Origin of the sequence: Enterobacter sp. Res13-Sevr-PEC09-46 (assembly GCF_015672585.1) — a bacterium.
Classification (GTDB): Bacteria; Pseudomonadota; Gammaproteobacteria; order Enterobacterales; family Enterobacteriaceae; genus Enterobacter; species Enterobacter hormaechei_C.
Genome location: NZ_JADABR010000020.1, coordinates 380,460 through 401,979, shown reverse-complemented (window position 1 = coordinate 401,979; position 21,520 = coordinate 380,460). Strand labels below are relative to the sequence as shown.

24 protein-coding genes and 1 other annotated feature are annotated in these 21,520 nt (G+C 55.0%); of the genes, 8 read left to right on the top strand and 16 right to left on the bottom strand.

The window, feature by feature from the left end; genetic code table 11:
- Nucleotides 1–13 precede the first annotated feature (13 nt).
- Entirely contained in the window at nucleotides 14–850 is an 837-nt protein-coding gene (locus IMQ56_RS15565; RefSeq protein WP_003856745.1) for an ion transporter, read from the top strand.
- Nucleotides 851–881: 31 nt separating this feature from the next.
- On the opposite strand, the gene IMQ56_RS15560 is transcribed toward IMQ56_RS15565, so the two are convergent.
- On the bottom strand, nucleotides 882–1,211 hold the full coding sequence (locus IMQ56_RS15560; protein WP_003856748.1) for an HI1450 family dsDNA-mimic protein: 330 nt from the start codon (nucleotides 1,209–1,211) through the stop codon (nucleotides 882–884).
- 33 nt (nucleotides 1,212–1,244) lie between these two features.
- A complete protein-coding gene (cls, locus tag IMQ56_RS15555; RefSeq protein ID WP_003856750.1) occupies nucleotides 1,245–2,705 on the bottom strand; it encodes a cardiolipin synthase in 1,461 nt (486 codons plus the stop codon).
- Between the two features lie 143 nt (nucleotides 2,706–2,848).
- Between cls and IMQ56_RS15550 the strand changes: the two genes are divergently transcribed.
- From IMQ56_RS15550 to leuE, 3 genes are all read left to right on the top strand, one after another.
- Nucleotides 2,849–3,022 (top strand): YciY family protein, encoded by a 174-nt coding sequence (locus tag IMQ56_RS15550; RefSeq protein WP_017384232.1) that lies wholly within the window; start codon nucleotides 2,849–2,851, stop codon nucleotides 3,020–3,022.
- A 255-nt stretch (nucleotides 3,023–3,277) separates the two neighbouring features.
- Nucleotides 3,278–3,688: an Exc2 family lipoprotein gene (locus tag IMQ56_RS15545; RefSeq protein WP_032103377.1), complete on the top strand. Its 411-nt coding sequence runs from the start codon at nucleotides 3,278–3,280 to the stop codon at nucleotides 3,686–3,688.
- A 67-nt stretch (nucleotides 3,689–3,755) separates the two neighbouring features.
- Nucleotides 3,756–4,391: a leucine efflux protein LeuE gene (leuE, locus tag IMQ56_RS15540; RefSeq protein WP_006810877.1), complete on the top strand. Its 636-nt coding sequence runs from the start codon at nucleotides 3,756–3,758 to the stop codon at nucleotides 4,389–4,391.
- Between the two features lie 33 nt (nucleotides 4,392–4,424).
- Here the strand turns inward: leuE and IMQ56_RS15535 are convergent, their stop codons facing one another.
- Nucleotides 4,425–4,721 carry a YciI family protein gene (locus IMQ56_RS15535; protein ID WP_003856755.1) on the bottom strand — a complete coding sequence of 99 codons (297 nt, stop codon included), beginning with the start codon at nucleotides 4,719–4,721 and terminating at the stop codon, nucleotides 4,425–4,427.
- 221 nt (nucleotides 4,722–4,942) lie between these two features.
- Here IMQ56_RS15535 and tonB point away from each other — a divergent pair, with 221 nt between their 5' ends.
- Complete coding sequence (gene tonB, locus IMQ56_RS15530; RefSeq protein ID WP_017384230.1) at nucleotides 4,943–5,671, top strand: TonB system transport protein TonB; 729 nt, start codon at nucleotides 4,943–4,945, stop codon at nucleotides 5,669–5,671.
- Between the two features lie 38 nt (nucleotides 5,672–5,709).
- Here the strand turns inward: tonB and yciA are convergent, their stop codons facing one another.
- The 5 genes from yciA to IMQ56_RS15505 form a co-directional block, all read right to left on the bottom strand.
- Complete coding sequence (gene yciA, locus IMQ56_RS15525) at nucleotides 5,710–6,105, bottom strand: acyl-CoA thioester hydrolase YciA (protein ID WP_003856759.1); 396 nt, start codon at nucleotides 6,103–6,105, stop codon at nucleotides 5,710–5,712.
- A 97-nt stretch (nucleotides 6,106–6,202) separates the two neighbouring features.
- Nucleotides 6,203–8,389 carry a TonB-dependent siderophore receptor gene (locus tag IMQ56_RS15520; RefSeq protein ID WP_196063930.1) on the bottom strand — a complete coding sequence of 729 codons (2,187 nt, stop codon included), beginning with the start codon at nucleotides 8,387–8,389 and terminating at the stop codon, nucleotides 6,203–6,205.
- A gap of 180 nt (nucleotides 8,390–8,569) precedes the next feature.
- Nucleotides 8,570–9,109 carry a septation protein A gene (locus IMQ56_RS15515; protein WP_196063931.1) on the bottom strand — a complete coding sequence of 180 codons (540 nt, stop codon included), beginning with the start codon at nucleotides 9,107–9,109 and terminating at the stop codon, nucleotides 8,570–8,572.
- 13 nt (nucleotides 9,110–9,122) lie between these two features.
- Nucleotides 9,123–9,866 (bottom strand): YciC family protein, encoded by a 744-nt coding sequence (locus tag IMQ56_RS15510; protein WP_196063932.1) that lies wholly within the window; start codon nucleotides 9,864–9,866, stop codon nucleotides 9,123–9,125.
- A 25-nt stretch (nucleotides 9,867–9,891) separates the two neighbouring features.
- On the bottom strand, nucleotides 9,892–10,296 hold the full coding sequence (locus IMQ56_RS15505) for a YkgJ family cysteine cluster protein (RefSeq protein WP_023296724.1): 405 nt from the start codon (nucleotides 10,294–10,296) through the stop codon (nucleotides 9,892–9,894).
- A gap of 282 nt (nucleotides 10,297–10,578) precedes the next feature.
- On the opposite strand from IMQ56_RS15505, the gene ompW reads away from it, so the two are divergent.
- A complete protein-coding gene (ompW, locus tag IMQ56_RS15500; RefSeq protein ID WP_045347758.1) occupies nucleotides 10,579–11,211 on the top strand; it encodes an outer membrane protein OmpW in 633 nt (210 codons plus the stop codon).
- Nucleotides 11,212–11,497: 286 nt separating this feature from the next.
- Here the strand turns inward: ompW and yedF are convergent, their stop codons facing one another.
- The 8 genes from yedF to trpL form a co-directional block, all read right to left on the bottom strand.
- The gene (yedF, locus tag IMQ56_RS15495; RefSeq protein WP_003856774.1) at nucleotides 11,498–11,731 is read right to left on the bottom strand and encodes a sulfurtransferase-like selenium metabolism protein YedF; all 234 of its coding nucleotides are present in this window, start codon (nucleotides 11,729–11,731) and stop codon (nucleotides 11,498–11,500) included.
- Nucleotides 11,728–12,939, bottom strand: a complete 1,212-nt coding sequence (gene yedE / locus IMQ56_RS15490) for a selenium metabolism membrane protein YedE/FdhT (RefSeq protein ID WP_023296721.1) — start codon at nucleotides 12,937–12,939, stop codon at nucleotides 11,728–11,730. The genes yedF and yedE overlap by 4 nt, the downstream gene beginning before the upstream one ends.
- A 174-nt stretch (nucleotides 12,940–13,113) precedes the next feature.
- Nucleotides 13,114–13,923, bottom strand: a complete 810-nt coding sequence (gene trpA, locus IMQ56_RS15485; RefSeq protein WP_015570379.1) for a tryptophan synthase subunit alpha — start codon at nucleotides 13,921–13,923, stop codon at nucleotides 13,114–13,116.
- Nucleotides 13,923–15,116 carry a tryptophan synthase subunit beta gene (trpB, locus tag IMQ56_RS15480; RefSeq protein ID WP_196063933.1) on the bottom strand — a complete coding sequence of 398 codons (1,194 nt, stop codon included), beginning with the start codon at nucleotides 15,114–15,116 and terminating at the stop codon, nucleotides 13,923–13,925. The genes trpA and trpB overlap by 1 nt, the downstream gene beginning before the upstream one ends.
- Nucleotides 15,117–15,126: 10 nt before the next feature.
- Nucleotides 15,127–16,485, bottom strand: coding sequence for a bifunctional indole-3-glycerol-phosphate synthase TrpC/phosphoribosylanthranilate isomerase TrpF (trpCF, locus tag IMQ56_RS15475; RefSeq protein WP_126542690.1), 1,359 nt, complete (start codon nucleotides 16,483–16,485; stop codon nucleotides 15,127–15,129).
- A 3-nt stretch (nucleotides 16,486–16,488) separates the two neighbouring features.
- Entirely contained in the window at nucleotides 16,489–18,084 is a 1,596-nt protein-coding gene (gene trpD, locus IMQ56_RS15470) for a bifunctional anthranilate synthase glutamate amidotransferase component TrpG/anthranilate phosphoribosyltransferase TrpD (RefSeq protein ID WP_017384223.1), read from the bottom strand.
- Nucleotides 18,084–19,646 carry an anthranilate synthase component 1 gene (locus IMQ56_RS15465; RefSeq protein WP_015570383.1) on the bottom strand — a complete coding sequence of 521 codons (1,563 nt, stop codon included), beginning with the start codon at nucleotides 19,644–19,646 and terminating at the stop codon, nucleotides 18,084–18,086. Before IMQ56_RS15465 ends, trpD begins: the two co-directional genes overlap by 1 nt.
- A gap of 23 nt (nucleotides 19,647–19,669) precedes the next feature.
- Nucleotides 19,670–19,764 (bottom strand) — a sequence feature (Trp leader region).
- On the bottom strand, nucleotides 19,741–19,785 hold the full coding sequence (gene trpL, locus IMQ56_RS15460; protein ID WP_071524153.1) for a trp operon leader peptide: 45 nt from the start codon (nucleotides 19,783–19,785) through the stop codon (nucleotides 19,741–19,743). It overlaps the preceding feature by 24 nt.
- Nucleotides 19,786–19,912: 127 nt before the next feature.
- Between trpL and rnm the strand changes: the two genes are divergently transcribed.
- On the top strand, nucleotides 19,913–20,806 hold the full coding sequence (gene rnm / locus IMQ56_RS15455; protein ID WP_196063934.1) for an RNase AM: 894 nt from the start codon (nucleotides 19,913–19,915) through the stop codon (nucleotides 20,804–20,806).
- Nucleotides 20,803–21,423, top strand: coding sequence for an L-threonylcarbamoyladenylate synthase (locus tag IMQ56_RS15450; protein ID WP_003856793.1), 621 nt, complete (start codon nucleotides 20,803–20,805; stop codon nucleotides 21,421–21,423). Before rnm ends, IMQ56_RS15450 begins: the two co-directional genes overlap by 4 nt.
- Nucleotides 21,424–21,520 lie beyond the last annotated feature (97 nt).

The following is a 21,520-nucleotide window of genomic DNA, read 5'->3' as shown; positions in this document are numbered from 1 at the left end:
TTTCGAGGTTAATGTGTCGCGATTATTCACGTCGGCCCGCCAGCGGCTGTATCACCTTTTATTTGATCCTGAAACGGTTTCCGGTCGCCGCTTCGAAGGTCTGTGTGGTTTATTTGCGCTGATTAGCGTCATTATTATCTTTATCGAATCCGGCGCCGGAACGCAGTACCACATGACGTATGAGGAGTGGCACGTTTTCGTCTGGCTGGAATTGATTGTCACGCTGGTGTTTACTGCGGAATATGTGCTGAGGGTCATTAGCTGGCCAAATCCGGCGAAATACGTTTTCAGCTTCTGGGGATTTATTGATTTAGCCACCATCCTGCCGCTGTATGTCATGTGGCTGTGGCCTGAGATCAGCTTGAATTATGTGTTTGCCTGGCGTGCAATGCGGGCGATTCGTGTGTTACGGATTCTCAAACTGCTGCGCTTTATGCCGTCGCTGCGGGTTTTTTGGGTTGCCATTGTCAGCGCCCGCCACCAGCTGATTCTCTTCTATTCGTTTATTGCTATCGTGATGATCGTTTTTGGCTCCCTTATGTATTTAATCGAAGGGCCGAAATACGGGTTTACCACGCTTAATGCGTCTGTTTACTGGGCTATCGTCACGGTGACCACCGTGGGCTATGGCGATATTACCCCGCATACGCCGCTCGGACGTATTGTGGCATCGGTTCTTATCCTGATCGGCTATTCGGTGATAGCGATTCCGACGGGGTTAATTACCACCCATATGAGTAGCGCCTTCCAGAACAGCAAGCAGCAACGCAAATGTCCGAATTGTCAGCAGGGGAATCATGAACCCGGCGCGCGGTTTTGTCACCGCTGTGGAAATGCCTTACCGGATTAAATAAAAAAGGCTGCGCGGGCAGCCTTTTTTATTATTCGCGCCAGAGAATATGGCACAGTTTGTGATCTTTCTCGCGGCACAGCAGGACGCGGGCAAAGATGTCGTTAATTTCTCCGCCGTCTTCATCTGCCAGGCCAATCACCACCTCGGCGAAGAAGTCCGGGTTGAGATCAAAATCGACGTGTTCGGCCCAGTCTTCAGCCGGATCGAACAGCTCAGCACCGCCACGCTCTTCGAATTGCAGGTTGAAAAGAATGACGTCAGCAGGGTCGAGATTATCGACCGCCAGCTCGAGAAAAATATCGTAGGCCTGTTCGAGCGTTTCGTCTTCGGTCAGGCGATTGTTCAGATCCATTTCCATGATGACTACCTGTTAAACATCGTTGGGCACGTTTTACAGCAACGGACTAAAGAAGTAAAACAGTCGTTCGGCAATTCGCTGCCACAGCGGACGTTTCGCCCACAGTCTGGCGTCCAGCAGGCGTGAGCGGGAGATATAATCGTCCTGAACCGCAGCCAGATCGCCACCGAACCCGGCGTCATCAATGACCAGCGTAATTTCAAAATTCAGCCACAGACTGCGCATATCGAGGTTGACGGTACCCACCAGGCTCAGCTCTCCGTCCACCAGCACGCTCTTGGTGTGTAACAGGCCGCCTTCGAACTGATAAATTTTAACGCCTGCGGCCAGCAGCTCACTAAAGAACGCGCGGCTTGCCCATCCCACCAGCAGCGAATCGTTCTTGCGCGGCATAATAATGCTCACATCCACTCCGCGCTGTGCCGCTGTACAGATGGCATGCAGAAGGTCGTCGCTGGGAACGAAATAGGGCGTGGTCATGATCAGATATTCCCGCGCGGAGTACGCGGCGGTCAGCAGTGCCTGATGGATCAGATCTTCCGGGAAGCCAGGACCGGAGGCGATAGTGTGGATAGTGTGCCCGCTGGCTTCCTCAAACGGCATGATATTGCCATCCGGCGGCGGGGGAAGAATGCGTTTACCGGTTTCAATTTCCCAGTCGCAGGAGTAGACGATGCCCATTGAGGTCGCGATCGGTCCCTCCATCCGCGCCATCAGATCGATCCATTGCCCCACGCCGGAATCCTGCTTGAAGAAGCGGGGGTCAACCATGTTCATGCTGCCGGTGTAGGCAATGTAGTTATCGATCAGAACCATTTTCCGGTGCTGGCGGAGATCCATGCGGCGCAGAAAGACGCGGAAAAGATTCACTTTTAGCGCCTCGACCACCTCGATACCGGCGTTGCGCATCATGCCTGCCCACGGGCTACGGAAAAAGGCCACGCTGCCGGCGGAGTCCAGCATCAGGCGGCAGTGGATACCGCGACGTGCAGCGGCCATTAGCGATTCGGCGACCTGGTCCGCCATGCCGCCCGGCTGCCAGATATAAAACACCATCTCGATATTATGCCGGGCGAGCTGGATATCACGGATCAGCGCCTGCATCACATCATCAGAAGAGGTCATCAGTTGCAGCTGATTGCCTTTTACCCCAGCAATCCCCTGGCGGCGTTCGCACAGCTTGAACAGAGATGCGGCCACGCTACTGTTCTCTTCAGCGAAGATATGCTTGCAGGCTTTAAGGTCGGCAAGCCATTTCGCCGTGGAGGGCCACATGGCGCGGGCGCGTTCGGCGCGGCGTTTACCCAGATGAAGTTCACCGAAAGAGAGATAGGCGATGATGCCCACCAGCGGCAGAATGTAGATAATCAGAAGCCAGGCCATGGCGGAAGGTACCGCTCTGCGTTTCATCAGAATGCGCAACGTCACCCCGGCAATTAACAGCCAGTATCCTAAAATGACCAGCCAACTCACCACGGTGTAGAAGGTTGTCATAAATAAAAAATCCTTTTGAAAGCGTATTGTTATGAGTTTACGCATCAGGATTCATCTGGCAAATAAAAACGGCAGATAAAAGCGCTGGTTTGCCGCCTGCTTAGGCATATAATGGCATCTCTGTTAGAGAAAGAGTTGTAGACATGAAGCGCAGTAGAACTGAAGTTGGGCGCTGGCGCATGTTGCGACAGGTGAGTCGTCGTAAGGCTCGTTGGCTGGAAGCACAATCCCGCCGCAATATGCGTATCCACGCCATCAGAAAATGTGGCCTGAACAGACACCGTAACGCGCTGTTGTTCGCGGTCCAGGACATCTGAAAAGCATGAAGGGCACCGTAAAGGTGCCCATTAAACATCCAGGCTATCAATTTTTGCAGTCTCTTCCCATCTGCTTTCCGCGATATACTAAGTCCCCATAACGTCATGATATTAAAAGATGAATCCTTATCTCTGGATTTTTATTGTACTTTTGGCGCTGGATGCGCTCAGGGAAGATTTAGGACTTTCGTCATTTTCCTCATTGGCAGATTATGTTTTCGCATGGGGAATACATTTTTATTAAAGGAAAAAAGGATGAACGGAAAAGTAATGGCAGCACTCTTTGGGATTGCGATATTAAGCGGTTGTGCCAGCAGCAAAACCTCACCCGAACGGCACGCGTTTTATTTCGTGTCGCATCAGTCCAGCTTTACTGGCGGCAATTACACCTCCAGCGTGCAGAAAAATTATCAGCTGAACGTGGCGCAGTTCCGCGAGCTTTATGCCCGGGGCAAAGCTGACCGCGCGGAAGGGCGGACTGAGGCTGAAGCCAGTGTATACGCGCAAAGCATTCGCGATCAGCTAAAAGAAAATGCGAAGTCGCAGGAATTGTTCGCAGGCAACGCGAAGGATAAATGGTCTTCGGACATGGACAGTAAAGACGCCCTATTATTTGGTAACGAACTGGCCGCGACTTATCTTGATGGCTATAACGGCGTACAATAGCGCAACTGATTCAGGGGATACCGTAATTACCGGTATCCCCGCTGTTTTTGAGCGAAAGGAGTGAGACGTGTTTGCGGAGTTTGGTGTACTGAATTTCTGGACCTATGTTGTCGGCGCATTTTTTATCGTGCTGGTTCCAGGACCGAACACCTTGTTTGTGCTGAAAACAGGGATTGGCCACGGCGTTAAGAAAGGCTATCTGGCAGCCACCGGTGTGTTTATTGGTGATGCCGTGCTGATGTTTCTGGCCTGGGCGGGCGTCGCCGCGTTGATCCAGACCACTCCGGTTTTATTTAATATTGTCCGCTATCTGGGCGCGTTTTATCTGCTGTGGCTGGGCGGAAAAATGCTCTGGTCCGTTATGACGCGTCAAAAAAATGCGCACGAAAGTAGCGCCGAACCGGCAAGCGCTATCCTTAAGCGTTCGCTGGTGCTGAGCCTGACGAACCCGAAAGCGATTCTCTTTTACGTGTCGTTCTTCGTGCAGTTCATTGATGTCAATGCGAAGAATACCGGCACGTCGTTCCTGATCCTCGCCACAACGCTTGAGCTGATCAGCTTCATGTACATGAGCTTCCTGATTTTCTCAGGCGCGTTTGTCACGCGTTACCTCAAAACCAAAAAGAAACTGGCGAAGCTGGGGAACGGGCTGATAGGTCTGCTGTTTGTCGGATTTGCGGCGAGGCTGGCGTCGCTGCACTGAATGAAGAAAAGGCTCCCGAGGGAGCCTTTCGTTTCAGAATACTTTTTTATACGGACGAACCGTGACTTTCTCGTACACGCCGGCTGCGACGTACGGGTCTGCTTCTGCCCAGGCCTGCGCGGCTTCCAGAGATTCAAACTCGGCAATCACCGTGGAGCCGGTAAAACCCGCCGCGCCCGGATCGTTGCTGTCAACGGCAGGCATCGGGCCTGCGGTCAGCAACCGACCTTCATCCTGTAGCAACTGTAAACGCGCCAGATGAGCAGGGCGAACGGAAAGACGTTTTTCCAGAGAATCAGGTACATCTTCAGCGTAAATCACGTAAAGCACGGCAAAGCTCCTTAACCGGTAAAAGTGACAATTACGTTATGTGAAAGCACAAATGACTGCAATGTAAAGATAATAACAATGTTAAAACCCTGATCTGGATGCCCCTTTTTTGCCCTCATGTACGCTTAAATTGCGCCAGGACAAAGTGTCTTATTGAATATGATTGCTATTTGCATTTAAAATCGAGGTTCGGTTTTTTAACGTTGATGATTATGACTTCGATGACCCTTGATTTACCTCGCCGCTTTCCATGGCCGACGCTGCTTTCCGTCGTTATTCACGGTGCTGTCGTGGCGGGTCTGCTCTATACCTCGGTTCATCAGGTTATTGAAATGCCGGCGCCAGCGCAGCCAATTTCTGTGACCATGGTATCGCCTGCGGATCTTGAGCCGCCGCAGGTTGCGCCGCCGCCGCCACAGCCCGTTGTTGAACCCGAGCCGGAGCCAGAGCCCGAGCCGGTTCCTGAACCGCCGAAAGAAGCGCCGGTAGTGATCCATAAGCCGGAGCCGAAGCCTAAGCCGAAGCCAAAACCCAAACCGGTCAAAAAGGTGGAAGAGCGTCCGAAACGCGAAGTGCGTCCGGTTGAGCCACGCGCCACGCAGCCGGTTGAAAATGCCGCCCCGTCACGTCCGCTGATGAATAACACCACGACCGCGACAAAACCGACGGTAACGGCGCCCGCAGGCCCGCGCGCGCTGAGCCGTAACCAGCCGCAGTACCCGGCACGTGCTCAGGCGTTACGTATTGAAGGGCGTGTACGGGTGAAATTCGACGTTACGGCCGACGGACGTGTCGATAACGTGGAAATCCTGTCCGCACAGCCGGCGAATATGTTTGAACGCGAAGTTAAATCGGCCATGCGCAGGTGGCGCTATGAAGCCGGTAAACCCGGCAATGGGTTGATTGTGAACATTGTCTTCCGCCTGAACGGCGGGGCACAGATGGAATAAAAGAAGCCTCCGCAAGGAGGCTTTTTTTTACCTGAGGATCAGCTCCGTGGGAGCTGGCGGGGCTTACCGTCGCTATCCACCGCCACATAGATGAATAATGCCTCCGTCGCCTTATAGCGCTGACCAATCGGCTCAGAAGAGACTTTTTTCACCCATACTTCAATGTTGATGGAGACAGACGTATTGCCGCGTTTTACGCAGCGTGCGTAACAGCACACCACGTCCCCCACCGCGACAGGGCGCAGAAAGGTCATGCCATCGACCCGGACTGTCACCACGCGCCCGTGTGCAATCTCTTTTGCCAGGATTGCACCGCCCATATCCATCTGCGACATCAACCAGCCGCCAAAAATATCGCCATTGGCATTCGTATCCGCAGGCATTGCCAGTGTGCGTAAAACTAGTTCGCCCTGTGGGGCGTCATTTGTTGTCATTGTTTTAAACTCGTAACTGAAGACTTCAGGCGGGATGCTACTATGATTTCTGGCTGGAGAGAATAGGGTTAGCGCCCGCCGAGCAGGCGCCTTAGGGTCAGAAGGACAGTGTCACGCCGGCGTAATACGCACGGCCTGGTTCGTTATAGGTCGATGCACCGTCATTTTCTCGGTAAATCTGCTTATCAAAGAGGTTGCTGATCCCGGCATTCAGGCGGAGATCTTTTGTCAGTTGATAGTTACTACCGATCCCAACGATGGAATAGGCGCCAATCTCTTTATCTGACATTGCATTCTGCTCTTTGCGGATTTCAGCATTTTCTCTTGGCTTCTGGCGGCCATACATCGTCCAGCTAAGGTTCGCTGAAAGTTTGCTGTTAACCTGCCAGTCGAGCATCGTGTTGACGGTATATTTTGGGATAATCGACAGAGGGTTGCCGGTGTCCTTACTTTCAGACTGAATCATATACGTCGCATTGGTACGCCAGGTTAGCGTGTCGCGGATAACCGGGACGGTGAGGTTGCCTTCCAGCCCCTCAACAACAGCCTTTCCTCCGTTCTGCCACTGAAGGATATTTGCGCCGCTGCTTGTCTGGCCCAGCACGTCCGTTCCTGAAACAATCTTGTTTTTGTAATCGTTGCGGAACCAGGTTATGCCAGCCTCGTAGCCTTCCAGCGCAAAGGCCAGGCCAATCTCTTTGTTCACGCTGATTTCAGGATCCAGATCCGGATTACCTAACAGGTAACAGCTTCCTTCGGAAACGTTGTTCGGGCAGCCATTGCCGCGGGTGGAAAGCAGATAGCCTTCGCTGGATTGATACAGGTTTGGCGCTTTAAATACCCGAGCGATACCCGCTTTAACTTTGAACATGTCACCCAAATCCTGAGAGAGGTTCAGGCTAGGACTCCAGTTGCTGCCAAACTGATTGTGATAATCAAAGCGGAGCCCTGGGATCAGGTTGGTGCCCTGGCGCGCTTCAATATTGTCCTCAAGATAGATGCCAGTGAGGTCAGCGCTGTTTTTGCTGTTGCGCTCAGAAGCCGTACCGGGAACGCCGTTAATCACTTCTCCCGACACATTTGTCGCCTGCATTGAGGCCGGATCGTTCAGTTCATCACGGTTCCATTCTGCACCCACGGTTAGCGTCTGTTCGACCAGCCAGAAGAAAGGAATGTTCAGTTCACCCGTTGAACGGTATGACTCCAGCCGGCTGGTATCGTATTTATCGCTATTGATCATCCCCTCAACTTTGCCCGTAGAGCCTTCTTCCAGGCGGGTGTTGTTGGTCTTTTCATAATAAACACCGAACTTAGACTGGCCCCAGTCCCAGATGCCGTTGTGCGTAATGCCATAGGACTGGCGGTACATTCGGTTCGTTTCGTGTCCATACAGGGACGACACCAGACCGTCAGGGCTGACGTTGCTGTTGCTGTATTGAGTATCACCCGCGTAGATATTGCCCTGGCGGCTGTAGCTGTAGTCGAAATCGATAATCTGCTGTGGCGTGAGTTTCCAGGAGAGCAGGGCATTAATGTCCTTGTTGCGCACGCCTTCACGTCCGGCGGCGTAAGAGCCGTTTTGCGCGGTGTTGATGTCCTGAGCATCTGCGTCAGTTTTGTTGATATTCCCGTACAGGCGCATCGTTAACGCATCGCCCGCAAGGGGGCCGCTCAGATCAAAATTAGCGCGTTTCGTCGCTCCCTCTTTATCATTTTCAGGCTGGTTAGTGTACAGGGAGAGCGAGCCGTGCCAGTCGTTGGTCGGGCGTTTGGTAATGATGTTGACGACGCCGCCGGCCGCCCCCGAACCATAGCGGGCGGCAGCAGGTCCCCGGAGCACTTCAATGCGCTCAACCATCTCTGGCGGAACCCAGTTGGTATCCCCGCGGGTGTCGCGCTCCCCGCGCCAGCTGTAGCGCACCGAGTTACGTGACGACACCGGCACACCGTCAATCAGAATCAGCGTGTTCTCCGGCCCCATACCGCGGATGTCGATCTGGCGGTTGTTACCGCGGCTGCCTGTCGCGCTGTTTCCGGTGAGGTTAACCCCGGGCATTTTGCGAATAATTTCAGAAAGATCGTTCACCGGTGGATCCTTTTCTATGTCCTTTGCCGTGATGATGGAAACCCCCGGCTGTTGCTTCAGCGCCTCTTCAGCGGTGGCCTGAACAACCATTGTTTCACCATCGGCGAGAGGATCTTCCGCTGCGTGTGCGCTCTGATAAAGCGTTGAAAGAATGGCGAGCGTAAGTGTAGCCGGGGCAAATCTTATTATGTTATTCATCAACTCATTTCCATTTGTTAAAAATGCGATGACGAATATTAATGATAGTCATTCTCATTACAATAAAGTGACAGCAAACTCCATAAAATCTTCATGATTCAGACATTTTCGCAGGAAGGATGTAGAGAAAAGAGAAGGCGGGAAAAGAGGCCAGACCGCGTGGCGATCTGGCCAGAAGGATCAGTGCTTGTCATCCTGCGGCATGTGGCGATAAATATAAACGCCGCTGAGCAGGGTGAAGATAAGAGTCAGCGCCGTCAGGCCAAACACCTTGAAGTTGACCCAGATATTCTGCGGCAGCCAGAATGCGATATAGATATTCGCCAGACCACACAGAATAAAAAATAGCGCCCAGGCGATATTCAGACGCCCCCACACAGCCTGTGGCAGGGTCAGTTCTTTCCCCAGCATGCGCTGGATCAGCGGCTTCTTCATCACCCACTGGCTGATGAGGAGTGCGCCCGCAAACAGGCCGTAAATCACCGTGACCTTCCATTTGATAAATTCATCATTGTGGAAGAACAACGTCAGACCTCCAAACACCGCCACCATCAGGAAGGTGATGAGCGCCATCTTTTCAACTTTGCGATAGCGAACCCAGCTGTAAATCAGCACCACAGCCGTTGCCACAATCAGCGCCAGCGTGCCGGCATAAATGTTGTACAGCTTATAAAAAGCGAAAAATACGATCAGCGGTAAAAAATCAAGAAACTGCTTCATTCTGCGATCCCAGTTACTGACGAATTAACATGTACAGGCGGAACAAATAGACCAGCAGCACGGCTGAAATCAGATTGCTCAGCGTATTGGCGACAACCGCTCCGACGTTTGGCGTTAACACCGCAAAATTCGGCGCAAACAGCAACAGCAGAGTTTTGGCCAGCAGCCAGCTGATAACGGCCGGGGCGACCAGTCGCATATTGGCCCATGCGAGCCTGATGCTGCTGCGCATGGCGGTGAAAATGCCCATTTTGTCCTGCACAACCATTACTGGCGCGAATGAAAGCACGATAGCCAGCAGCACGCCCGGAACGACAACCAACATTATCCCCATCTGGACCAGCAGCGTGGTAAGGAAGATGAGGATAAACAGTTTTGGCAGCACCGGAGCGCTGGCCCCGATTGCACGTAACGCGCTGACGCGTTGGCCGGCAGTCACCAGCTGGATCATCAGCAACACGCCACCCGCCAGAATGGCGTTGCCAATCAGGCCCGAGAAGGTAGATGCCGCAGATGCGCGCAGCAAGATTTGCTGTTGCTCTGGCGTCATATTCTGTACAAGGTCAAACAACCCTGCGCTGCCTGCAAGATTTTCCCCCTGGCTCAGCGTGGCAATCTGTTCATCACTGGGTGAGAACGCATGACCCAGCACCACCGTAATAAAGGCGCACAACAACGCGATCAGTAAAAAGGTAATGAACTGATTGCGGAAAAAATTTCCCGTGTCACGGTAGACAGACTTCGCCGTGATAGACATGCACTCTCCTTGAGTATTGCAGGTGTTAATTAGCCGGCAATTGTACACCGGATAACACGCTGGTGGCAGCATCAAGGCTTGTATGGAAAAGCATATCTTTGTAAAGCGGCGGTAATCCATAGCGGGCGCGGGCGCGATTGCATGCCTCATTGACCTGCCCATCCTTTCCCGACATCGCGAAAGTGCGACACGGGCTGGGGCGATCCGCGTAAATGGAACAGCGGGTGGATACCCCAGGCTCACCTTGCAGTGCCACACAGCGGCTCTGTTTTTGGTTGGTGCCGCGCATACAGCGCAGAAAAGGGGTTAAGGGTTCAGTGAGATCAACCGGAACGGTGCCGCCGCCATCGCTGGCTTCAGCCCAGTAGAAAGAGACTCGAAAATACGCACAACAGGCTCCGCACGTCATGCACGGGTTATGATCACTCATGGCACACCTGCAAAAGTAGAACGCATCAAATCACATTGTGAGAGCGATAAATTATCCAGCCGCTACAGGAAGCGCAAGAGAGGGAAGACAGAAAATTTTGTAACCATGAAATGCCAAAAATTGACGCGGTAACAACTTATTGCTTTATGAGGTGTCATCAAAAATTAACCTAGATCAATGAATGTTAACTTACTGGTTTTAATGTGATCTGTGTTAGATCACTTATTACTCATTTGTGAGTATATTCTCCTCCGCAATTAAAACCACAACGATGGAGCGGATATGAAAAAATTAGCGGTGGCAGCCCTTATCTTAAGCAGTCTCTCTGGCGGCGCGTACGCGCATGAAGCAGGCGAATTCTTTATTCGTGCCGGTTCGGCAACGGTACGTCCAACGGAAGGGTCCGATAATGTACTGGGTATGGGCGGGTTTAACGTCAGCAATAACACCCAGTTAGGCCTGACGTTTACGTATATGGCAACGGATAACGTTGGCGTCGAGCTTTTAGCCGCCACGCCATTCCGTCACCGCGTCGGTTTAGGACCGACCGGGGACATTGCCACGGTGCACCATTTGCCACCAACGCTGATGGCGCAGTGGTACTTCGGCGATTCCAGCAGCAAGGTGCGCCCTTATATTGGTGCAGGCGTTAACTACACCACCTTCTTTGATGAGAAATTTAACGATACCGGTAAAGAGGCCGGGCTCTCCGATCTCAGCCTGAAAGACTCGTGGGGCATGGCGGGGCAGGTTGGTCTGGATTATCTGATTAACCGTGACTGGCTGATCAACGCCTCGGTCTGGTATATGGACATTGATACGGACGTGCGCTTTAAAGCTGACGGGCAGCAGCAAAGTATCAATACCCGTCTGGATCCGTGGGTATTTATGTTCTCAGCAGGCTATCGTTTCTGACAGAAGATATATCCCCTGTCAGCCGGTGATTGCTGTATGGTGGTTGTTCCATACACCTGGCTGGAGGGGATATCCCCAACATCAAATTTGAGTGTCCGGTTTGTGCAGGTAAACAGTTTCAGTTCACGACGTTCAGCCCAGCACATAGCCTACCTCACGGTGCTATCTGTTCCGTTTGCGGAACACGTCTCACCATTCATTCATGCCTGCCGAAGCTCAGACGACGACGGTGGCCAAAGCCAGTAAACTAGAAAAGGCCTCTGAGAGGCCTTTTTAGATCGTGAAGTCACTTCTGAATTAAATAACGAATGGTTGGTCCGTCCTGCTGGATATCCAGCACGGTATAGCCGTGATTTTTGGCATCAAGAGGAATGTTATTGATCGACTGGGGGCAATCGCTCACCACTTCCAGAATTTCACCTTTCTTTAGCTGCGGTAGCGCTTCAAGCGTGGCGACGGCCGGGTAAGGGCAAGGTTCACCCACCATATCGAGACGATAATCAGGCACGATCTCTTTCATGCGGCATTCTCCTGAGTTTCAGTTTTGGCGGTGGCGCGTCGGAAGAAGCGCTTCTCTTGTGCAACAACCAGTAAGAAGGCGATAAGCAGCAGGGCGTAGGTCACCAGGAGCCCCCCGAGTGGACCAAAGGTATTCAGCAGGTTGACCTTGTCCCAGTTTGTTGCCAGTACCGGAGAGACGTCATCCCAGTAGTAGGCCAGAATTGTAGAGCCAATCACGTTACCCAGACCCACCCACCAGTAATGCACCTGGCCTTCCACAGCGCGATACATCCAGCCGGTTTCACACCCGCCCGCCAGCACGATGCCAAAACCAAACAGCAGCCCGCCAATGACGGCATTTGGGCCCGCCCACATGATTTTCGGTTCCACGCCGAGCTGAACGTAGCTGAAGATGCCGATCGCGCTCACGGCCATACCGGCAATGATCGCCTTCGCCATCATGGTGCGTCCGGTGATCCACATATCGCGAAACGCGGAGGTAAAGCAGATCTGCGCGCGTTCAATCAGCAGACCAAAACCGACGCCGAACAGCATGGCCAGGCCAAGTTTTGGCTGATTCATCGCCGTGCAAATCGCCCAGGCAACCATGGCAAAAAAGACCAGCATACCGAGGCGGAAGCGACGACGCGCCTGATCGGGTTTTTGCGTTAACGGAGAGGCAGCGCTAACTTTCGTCATTTTCACCGGAATGCGGAACAGCGGCAGCAGGGTGAATTTAGCACCGAAGTAGGAGCCGATGGCGGTGGCGACGGCAAAGAACCAGGCATGCAGCGAGAACTGCGGAATACCGGTAAAGAACGCGGCCAGATTACAGCCCATCGCCAGGCGGGCGCCAAACCCGGCAATGATGCCGCCGACCACGGCCTGCATAATGCGGATGCGGCTTTTCGGCATGCGCAACTTAACGTTGTTGGCCCACAGCGCGGCCGCAAAACAGCCGCCGAACATGCCAATGATCATCATCCCGTCGATGCGGGTCAGCGGTGTGCCCTCAAGATGGATCAGTTTGAAGTAGCCCCACTCTTCGGCATGGACGCCTGCCAGCTGTAATAGCTGCCCACCCCAGCGGGTAAACTCGCCCGTAACAGCCCAGAAGGTGCCGGTAATACCGAAATAATAAGTAGAGAGAATGCCTGCCGCGATAACGGCCGGAACAGGTGACCAGAACTTAACCAGGTAAGTCTGTTTGAAGGAATGCCATGACATGAATAACCTCTGAACTCAGAAGGGTAACGCTAAAAAGAGCCCAGATCATACGCTTACGCGAAAGTTTGGAAAGTCATTCACACCGAAAATATCGACAGGATCAATTTTGACCTGCTTCTTTCAGGAAGAGAGAAGGGAAAACCGCCTGACGCCGGGGCCAGACGGTGTTAACGGTTACGCCTTGCGCGTGGCCGCTTTCATGGATGTGACGAATGCGTGTAACTCAGCCAGCATCTGCTCTGGCTTATCCACGTTCTTCTCGATAATTTTCACGATAGCCGAACCGGAAATGGCTCCGGCGGCTTTCGCGTCAATCGCCGCAGTAACCTGATCCGGTGAAGAAATGCCAAAGCCCTGAAGCGGCGGTGCAGCATGGTATTCTGCCAGCTTCTCCACCAGATGATGCAGCGGCAGCGCGGCTTTGTTTTCCGCACCGGTGACGCCCGCACGGGAGAGCAGGTAGGTGTAACCTCGTCCGTAAGAGGCAATCTGGCGCAACAGATCGTCATCGGCATTCGGTGGACAGATGAAAATCGGCGCGACGTTGTGGCGCATTGCCGCCTGACGGAATGGCGCAGACTCTTCAACGGGCACGTCAGCCACCAGCACGGAGTCAACGCCCACGCGGGCGCACTCTGCGTAAAACGCATCAATACCGCGGCTGAACACCAGGTTGGCGTACATCAGCAGGCCGATCGGAATGGTCGGGTGCTTCTGACGGATCGCCGCCAGCATTTCAAAGCACTGGCTCGGCGTCACGCCCGCGGCAAACGCGCGTAGCGTTGCGTTCTGAATGGTCGGGCCATCCGCCAGCGGATCGGAGAACGGAATACCGAGCTCCAGCGCGTCGGCACCGGCATCAATCAGGGTGTCGATAATCTTCAGCGACTGCTCCGGGCCGGGGTCGCCCAGCGTCACGAAGGGAACGAAGGCGCCTTCCTGGCGAGCTTTCAGTTGTGCAAATGCGTTGTCGTAGCGTTCCATCAGATTTCCCCTCGTGCTTTCAGAATATCGTGAACGGTGAAGATATCTTTGTCACCGCGCCCGGAAAGGTTTACCACCAGCAGCTGCTCTTTTTCCGGGTTTTCCTTCATCATTTTCAGCGCGTGCGCCAGCGCGTGGGAAGACTCCAGCGCCGGGATGATCCCTTCATTGCGGCACAGCGTTTTGAAGGCCTCCAGCGCTTCGTCATCTGTGATGGAGACATAATCCGCGCGGCCGGTGCTGTTCAGGAACGCGTGCTGCGGCCCTACGGACGGGAAATCCAGCCCGGCAGAGATTGAGTAAGACTCTTCAATCTGCCCTTCATCGGTCTGCATCATCGGGGCCTTCATGCCGAAGTAGATCCCCACGCGGCCATGCTTCAGCGGCGCACCATGCTCGCCCGTTTCAATACCGTGGCCGGCAGGCTCAACGCCAATCAGCCCAACGCTGGTTTCGTCGATAAAATCGGCAAACATGCCGATGGCGTTAGATCCGCCGCCAACGCAGGCGATCACCGCATCCGGCAGGCGACCCTCTTTTTCGAGGATCTGCGCTTTAGTCTCTTCGCCGATCATGCGCTGGAATTCACGCACGATGGTCGGGAACGGGTGCGGGCCCGCGGCGGTACCGAGCATGTAGTGGGCGGTTTCGTAGCTGCCAGACCAGTCGCGAAGCGCTTCATTACAGGCATCTTTCAGCGTGGCAGAACCGCTGTGCACCGGGATCACTTCCGCCCCCATAAGACGCATACGGAACACGTTTGGCGACTGGCGCTCAACGTCCTTCGCCCCCATGTAAATGCGGCATTTCAGACCGAGCAGGGCGCTGGCGAGCGCTGAGGCCACACCGTGCTGCCCCGCGCCGGTTTCGGCGATGATTTCGGTTTTACCCATCTGCTTCGCGAGCAGCGCCTGGCCAAGCACCTGGTTAGTTTTATGCGCGCCACCGTGCAGCAGATCTTCACGCTTAAGATACAGCGTAGTTTTAGTGCCTTCGGTCAGGTTGCGGCACTTTGTCAGCGCAGTCGGACGACCGGCGTAGTTTTTCAGCAGGTCAGTAAACTCCGCCTGAAACGCCGGATCTTTCTGTGCGCTCACGAACGCTTCTTCCAGCTGGCGCAGCGCGGGCATCAGGATTTGTGGGACATACATCCCACCGAACTCACCAAAATACGGGTTAAGTAATGTCGTCATCTTCTCTTCCTTAATATGCACGCAGAGTTTTAAATACCGATGCCAGCTTGCTGGCGTCTTTAATGCCCGGTTGGGACTCTACGCCTGAATTGAAATCGAGGCCTGCGCAGCCGGTTTTGGCCGCTTCCACACAGTTATCGGGGCTTAATCCCCCCGCCAGCAGGACATTGTCCAGCACTTCGCCACGCAGCAGTGACCAGTCAAAACGCTGCCCCGTGCCGCCCTGGCCGTTGTCGAGCACGTATTTATCAACATGCTTCAGGTTACGCGCGGGCAGGGTGGCGCCAACGCTTTGCGCTTTCCAGATCTGAACCTGAGGCGCCAGAACATGTCGCAGAGCATCGATGTACGCCTGATCTTCATCGCCGTGCAGCTGGACCGCGCTCAGGGATAACGCGTCCGCTTTTGCCGCAACGTCGTTAATATCCGCATTGCGGAACACGCCCACGTAGCTCAGAGGCGCAGCCGCCACCACCTTGCGCGCCTGTTCCTCATTAACGGCGCGAGGAGAGGACTCAACAAAGATCAGACCACCATAGATTGCGCCCGCTTCATATGCGGCCTGCGCATCCTGTTCACGGGTCAGGCCGCAGACTTTGTTCTCACCCAACAGCACGCGGCGCACGGCCGCATTAAGGTCTTCGTGTTCCATCATTGCGGAACCTATCAGGAAACCGTTGGCAAAGTGGCTGAGTTCGCGCACCTGAGCGTAGCTGTTAATCCCGGATTCGCTGATCACCGTGACGCCCGCGCCCAGACGCGGCGCAAGCTGGCGCGTACGGTTGAGGTCAATCGACAGGTCGCGCAGGTCGCGGTTGTTAATGCCGACCACTTTGGCTTCCAGCGCGATGGCGCGCTCCAGCTCCTCTTCGTTGCTCACTTCGGTCAGTACGCCCATATTCAGGCTGTGCGCGACGGCGGAGAGCTGGCGATACTGCTCGTCATCCAGAACGGAGAGCATCAGCAGGCAGGCATCTGCCTGGTAAAAGCGCGCCAGCCAGATCTGATACGGGTCGATAATAAAGTCTTTGCACAGAATCGGCTGCGGCGCGATGCCGCTGACAACGGGCAGAAAATCGAAGCTGCCCTGGAAATATTTCTCATCCGTCAGCACAGAAATGGCAGACGCATGATGCTTGTAGATACCGGCAATACGCGCCGGGTCGAAATCGTCGCGGATCACGCCTTTGGACGGAGACGCTTTTTTACACTCCAGAATAAACGCGGTACGCGCGCCCTGGAGCGCATCATAAAAACGACGGCTGCTCGGAACGACGTCATTCTGAAAACTGGCGAGCGGCTGCTGTTGCTTACGGGCTTCCACCCAGATGGCCTTATCGGCGACGATTTTCGCTAAAACGGTCTGCATTATTTACCCTCTTGCCGCAAGTGCGGTAACGCGATCGTAAGCTGCACCGGAGCGCAGTACGTCCAGAACTTTTTGGGCGTTGGCTTTCAGATCTTCCTCGCCATGTAAACGCATCAGCATGGCTACGTTGGCCGCCACGGCGGCCTCATGGGCGGCCTCACCTTTACCTTGTAATAAGCGCGTGAGAATGTCACGGTTTTCTTCCGGCGTGCCGCCCGCCAGGGCGTCCTGATGGTACGGGGTCAACCCGAAGTCAGCGGCCTCAAGCTGATAGTTCAGCACTTCGCCGTTATTCAGTTCCGCCACCAGCGTGGGCGCATGCAGGGAAACTTCATCCATCCCGCCGCTGTGTACCACGGCGGCGCGTTGGTAACCGAGGACGCGCAGCGTCTCCGCAATCGGCAGGACCAGTTCCGGGCTGTAAACGCCAATCAGCGCCAGCGGCGGGTGCGCCGGGTTAATGAGTGGACCGAGCACGTTAAACAGCGTACGGGTTTTGAGCTGCTGGCGAACCGGCATCGCGTGGCGGAAACCGGTGTGATACTTCGGCGCGAACAGGAAACAGACGCCCAGGTCATCCAGCGCTTCACGGGAACGCTCGGCGTTCATGTCCAGGTTGATACCGAAAGCCGCCAGCAGGTCGGACGATCCTGAACGGCTGGACACGCTGCGGTTGCCGTGTTTCGCCACCTTCAGACCGCATGCCGCGGCCACAAAGGCGCTGGCGGTGGAAATATTGATACTGTTACTGCCGTCGCCACCGGTCCCGACAATATCGGCAAATGGATAGTCCGGGCGCGGGAACGGGGCGGCATTTTCCAGCAGCGCGGTTGCCGCGCCGGCGATCTCCTGCGGGCTTTCGCCACGTACCTTCATGCTCACCAGCGCAGCGGCCAGCTGCTCAGGCTTCAGCTCGCCGCGCACGACAGCGGAGAACAGCTGATGGCTTTCCTGCTGGCTCAGGGTCTGAGCCTGATACAGTTTTTCCAGAATCGGTTGCAGGGTGTTGGTCTGCTCCAGCTTTTGTAGCGCCCAGTCGAGCGTTTGCTCCAGCAGACGCGCGCCGTTGGACGTCAGGATAGATTCCGGGTGGAACTGCATCCCGCAGACGCGATCCGCATCGTGACGCACCGCCATCACCATCCCTTCAAACGAGGCGTTAATGGTCAGCCCGGCCGGAATGTTGCTGCCGACCAGCGAGTGGTAACGCGCTACCGGAAGCGGGTTCGGCAGACCGGCAAACATCGCCTGACCGTCATGTTCAATACTTGACGCTTTACCATGGAGGATCTCCCCCGCCTGACCCACGTAACCGCCGTAGGCTTCGACAATCGCCTGGTGGCCGAGGCAGATGCCGATAATCGGCAGCTTGCCGCGCATACGGGTCAACAGCTCAGGCATACAGCCTGCTTCGCTCGGTGCGCCTGGGCCCGGGGAGAGCATCAGCACCGGGTTTTGCATGGTCGCCAGACGGTCAATTAGCGTCTGGGCCGGAACGTGGTTGCGATAGATAACGACATTGTGACCATTCGCACGCAGCTGATCTGCCAGGTTGTAGGTAAAGGAGTCGATATTATCGAGCAGCAGAATGTCAGCCATCAGAAAATCTCCTGTGCATGGTGTGCGGTAGCAATGGCGCGCAGTACCGCGCGCGCTTTACTGCGGGTTTCGTCGGCTTCCGACTGCGGAACAGAATCCAGCACAATCCCGGCTCCGGCCTGGACGGTGGCAATGCCGTCCTCAACGTAGGCGGAGCGGATCACGATGCAGGTATCAAGGTCACCGTGAGCGGTGAAATAGCCCACGGCACCACCGTAGCTGCCGCGACGGCGTCCTTCCGCTTCGGCGATCAGCTGCATGGCGCGGACTTTCGGCGCGCCGCTCAGGGTGCCCATGTTCATGCAGGCGCGGTAGGCATGCAGAACGTCGAGGTCGTGGCGCAGTTCACCCACCACGCGGGATACCAGGTGCATGACGAAGGAGTAGCGGTCGACTTTGGTCAGGTCCGCCACGTAGCGGCTGCCAGGCGTACAAATGCGTGCCAGATCGTTACGCGCCAGGTCAACCAGCATCAGGTGTTCGGAGAGCTCTTTATGGTCGGTACGCATTTCAAGTTCGATGCGGCTGTCGAGATCGCGGTCCAGGGAGCCATCGGCACGACGGCCGCGTGGACGGGTTCCCGCTATCGGGTAGATCTCAATCTGGCGGCTGGTGGCGTCGTACTTGAGGGAGCTTTCCGGCGACGCGCCAAACAGGGTGAAATCATTGTCCTGCATAAAGAACATGTACGGGCTTGGGTTGCTCTTTTTCAGTACATCGTAAGCCGCCAGCGGCGACGGGCAGGGCAGTGAGAAGCGACGGGACGGCACTACCTGGAAAATCTCCCCGGCACGAATCGCTTTTTGCATCTGACGTACCACCGCGCCGTACTGATCGTCGGTCTGACTCACCTCGCAGGTCATCTTTTCAACACGCTGCACCGGGAGCGCGGGCGGTGCTTCTGACATCTGCTGTTGCAGTTGGGCGATGCGCTGCGCGAGGCGATTTTTCTCAGACTCAGACGGAGTGAAAAGGCTGGCCTGGATGCGGGTATATTTTTTCTGATGGTCGATCACCAGCAGGGTTTCGGCCAGGTAGAAACAGTAGTCCGGGCAGCGGTTTCCCTGCTCGGTTTCCGGTAAATCTTCAAAGCCAGCAACCAGGTCGTAAGCAAACAGCCCGCCAAAAAACATTGCTTCGCGCTCAACTTCCGGCACGGCCACCAGATTTTGCAGCAGGCGAAAGGCGTCAAAAACGGAGAGCGAGCAGAGGCGGGCATCCTCATCCAGCAGCTGGCTCACCGGCGGGAAATGCAGAATACGCAGGTCCGGGTGGCGTTCATTTTCAATGCCTGAAGGCAGCGCCGCATCCAGCAGCGGCAGGAGCGACGCGCCATTGTCAGACAACGCCCTGATAGTGACGGTGTCACCTAACGCGGTAATGCGCAGCGCGCTGTCAACCAGCAGCAGGCTTTTGAGGTCGTCCTTACTGTCGATATCAGCTGACTCCAGCAGCAGCGTCGCGGGACGTGCGCCGCACACCTGATGAAACAGCGCGGTAGGGTTATGGCGATAGGCCGCCTCGCAGGTCAGCAGTTCGAGATGAGGTTTGGCTGTTTGCATGTTGTTGTTCTCATATTCTGTTCAAAAAAAAGCCCGCTGGGTAGCGGGCCGGGTATCTGTTTGCATTTCGCAGACGCGTGACACTGCCCGAAGATCAGGAAGTACGCCACCAACCGTGCAGAGCGAAATGTGCTGTCATTTTCAGATACCTTTCTCGTGTGAACTTGCGTACTAGTTAACTAGTTCGATGGCGTGTTGTCAACCCCTGATTTCAGTATTTCACGGTTAGTCGGTATCATAGGGGCTTCGGATGTCTCCAACCTGTTATGGGAAGTGCTTTGAGCGATACCACCTACGCCGTAATTTATGATTTACACAGCCATACGCAGGCTTCAGATGGCCTGCTGACACCCGAAGCCCTGGTCCATCGCGCCGTTGAAATGCGTGTCGGCACGCTGGCAATAACCGATCACGATACCACTGACGGCATTCCCGCCGCGCGCGCCGAGATTGCCCGCAGCGGACTGGCGGTGGATCTGGTGGCCGGGGTCGAGATCTCGACGGTCTGGGAAAACCACGAAATTCATATCGTTGGCCTGAATATCGATACAGAACATCCGGCCATGCGTGCTTTTTTGCAGGAACAAAAAACACGCCGCAATCAACGCGCGGAGATGATTGGCGAACGTCTGGAAAAAGCGCATATTCCCGGTGCGCTGGAAGGCGCGCGAAAGCTGGCGAACGGTGGGGCGGTGACGCGCGGCCATTTCGCCCGTTTTCTGGTGGACGCCGGTAAGGCGACGACCATGGCGAATGTCTTTAAAAAGTATCTGGCGCGCGGGAAAACCGGATACGTTCCCCCACAGTGGTGTACAATAAAACAAGCTATTGATGTGATTCATCATTCTGGCGGTAAGGCCGTGCTGGCCCATCCGGGGCGGTATAATCTTTCTGCTAAATGGCTGAAAAGACTGCTGGCGCACTTTGCCGAATGCGGCGGTGAGGCGATGGAAGTTGCCCAGTGTCAGCAGGCACCCAATGAGCGTTCGCAGCTTGCGACCTACGCCCGTCAGTTTGGTCTGCTTGGGTCACAGGGTTCAGATTTCCATCAGCCCTGCGCGTGGATTGAACTGGGGCGCAAGCTCTGGTTACCCGCGGGCGTTGAGCCTGTCTGGCAGCTCTGGGAACAGCCACAGCAAATTGAAGAGAGGGAAGTATGAGTCAGTTTTTCTATATCCATCCGGATAACCCCCAGCCACGTCTGATTAATCAGGCCGTGGAGATCGTCCGCAAAGGCGGCGTTATTGTCTACCCAACCGATTCTGGCTACGCGCTGGGCTGTAAAATTGAGGATAAAGGGGCGATGGAGCGCATCTGTCGCATCCGCCAGCTGCCGGATGGCCACAACTTCACCCTGATGTGTCGCGATCTCTCTGAGCTGTCGACCTATGCTTATGTTGATAACGTGGCCTTTCGTCTGATTAAAAACAACACGCCGGGTAACTACACCTTCATTCTGAAGGGGACAAAAGAGGTGCCGCGTCGTCTGTTGCAGGAAAAACGTAAAACCATCGGCATGCGCGTGCCGTCGAACCCGATTGCCCAGGCGCTACTGGAAACCCTCGGCGAGCCGATGCTCTCCACATCGCTGATGCTGCCGGGCAGTGAGTTTACCGAGTCCGACCCGGAAGAGATCAAAGATCGTCTGGAGAAGGTGGTGGAGCTGATTATTCATGGCGGCTATCTTGGTCAGCAGCCGACCACCGTGGTGGATCTCACCGAAGACGCGCCAGAAGTGATTCGTGAAGGCGTGGGCGATGTTAAGCCTTTCTTGTAAGGGTGTAAGCAGATATACTACGCGGCCATCAAAGCAGGGCGCCGCCCTGTTTTTGACCTGATTCGACGCCTGTGAAGGCGACACCTGAGGAAGCTCA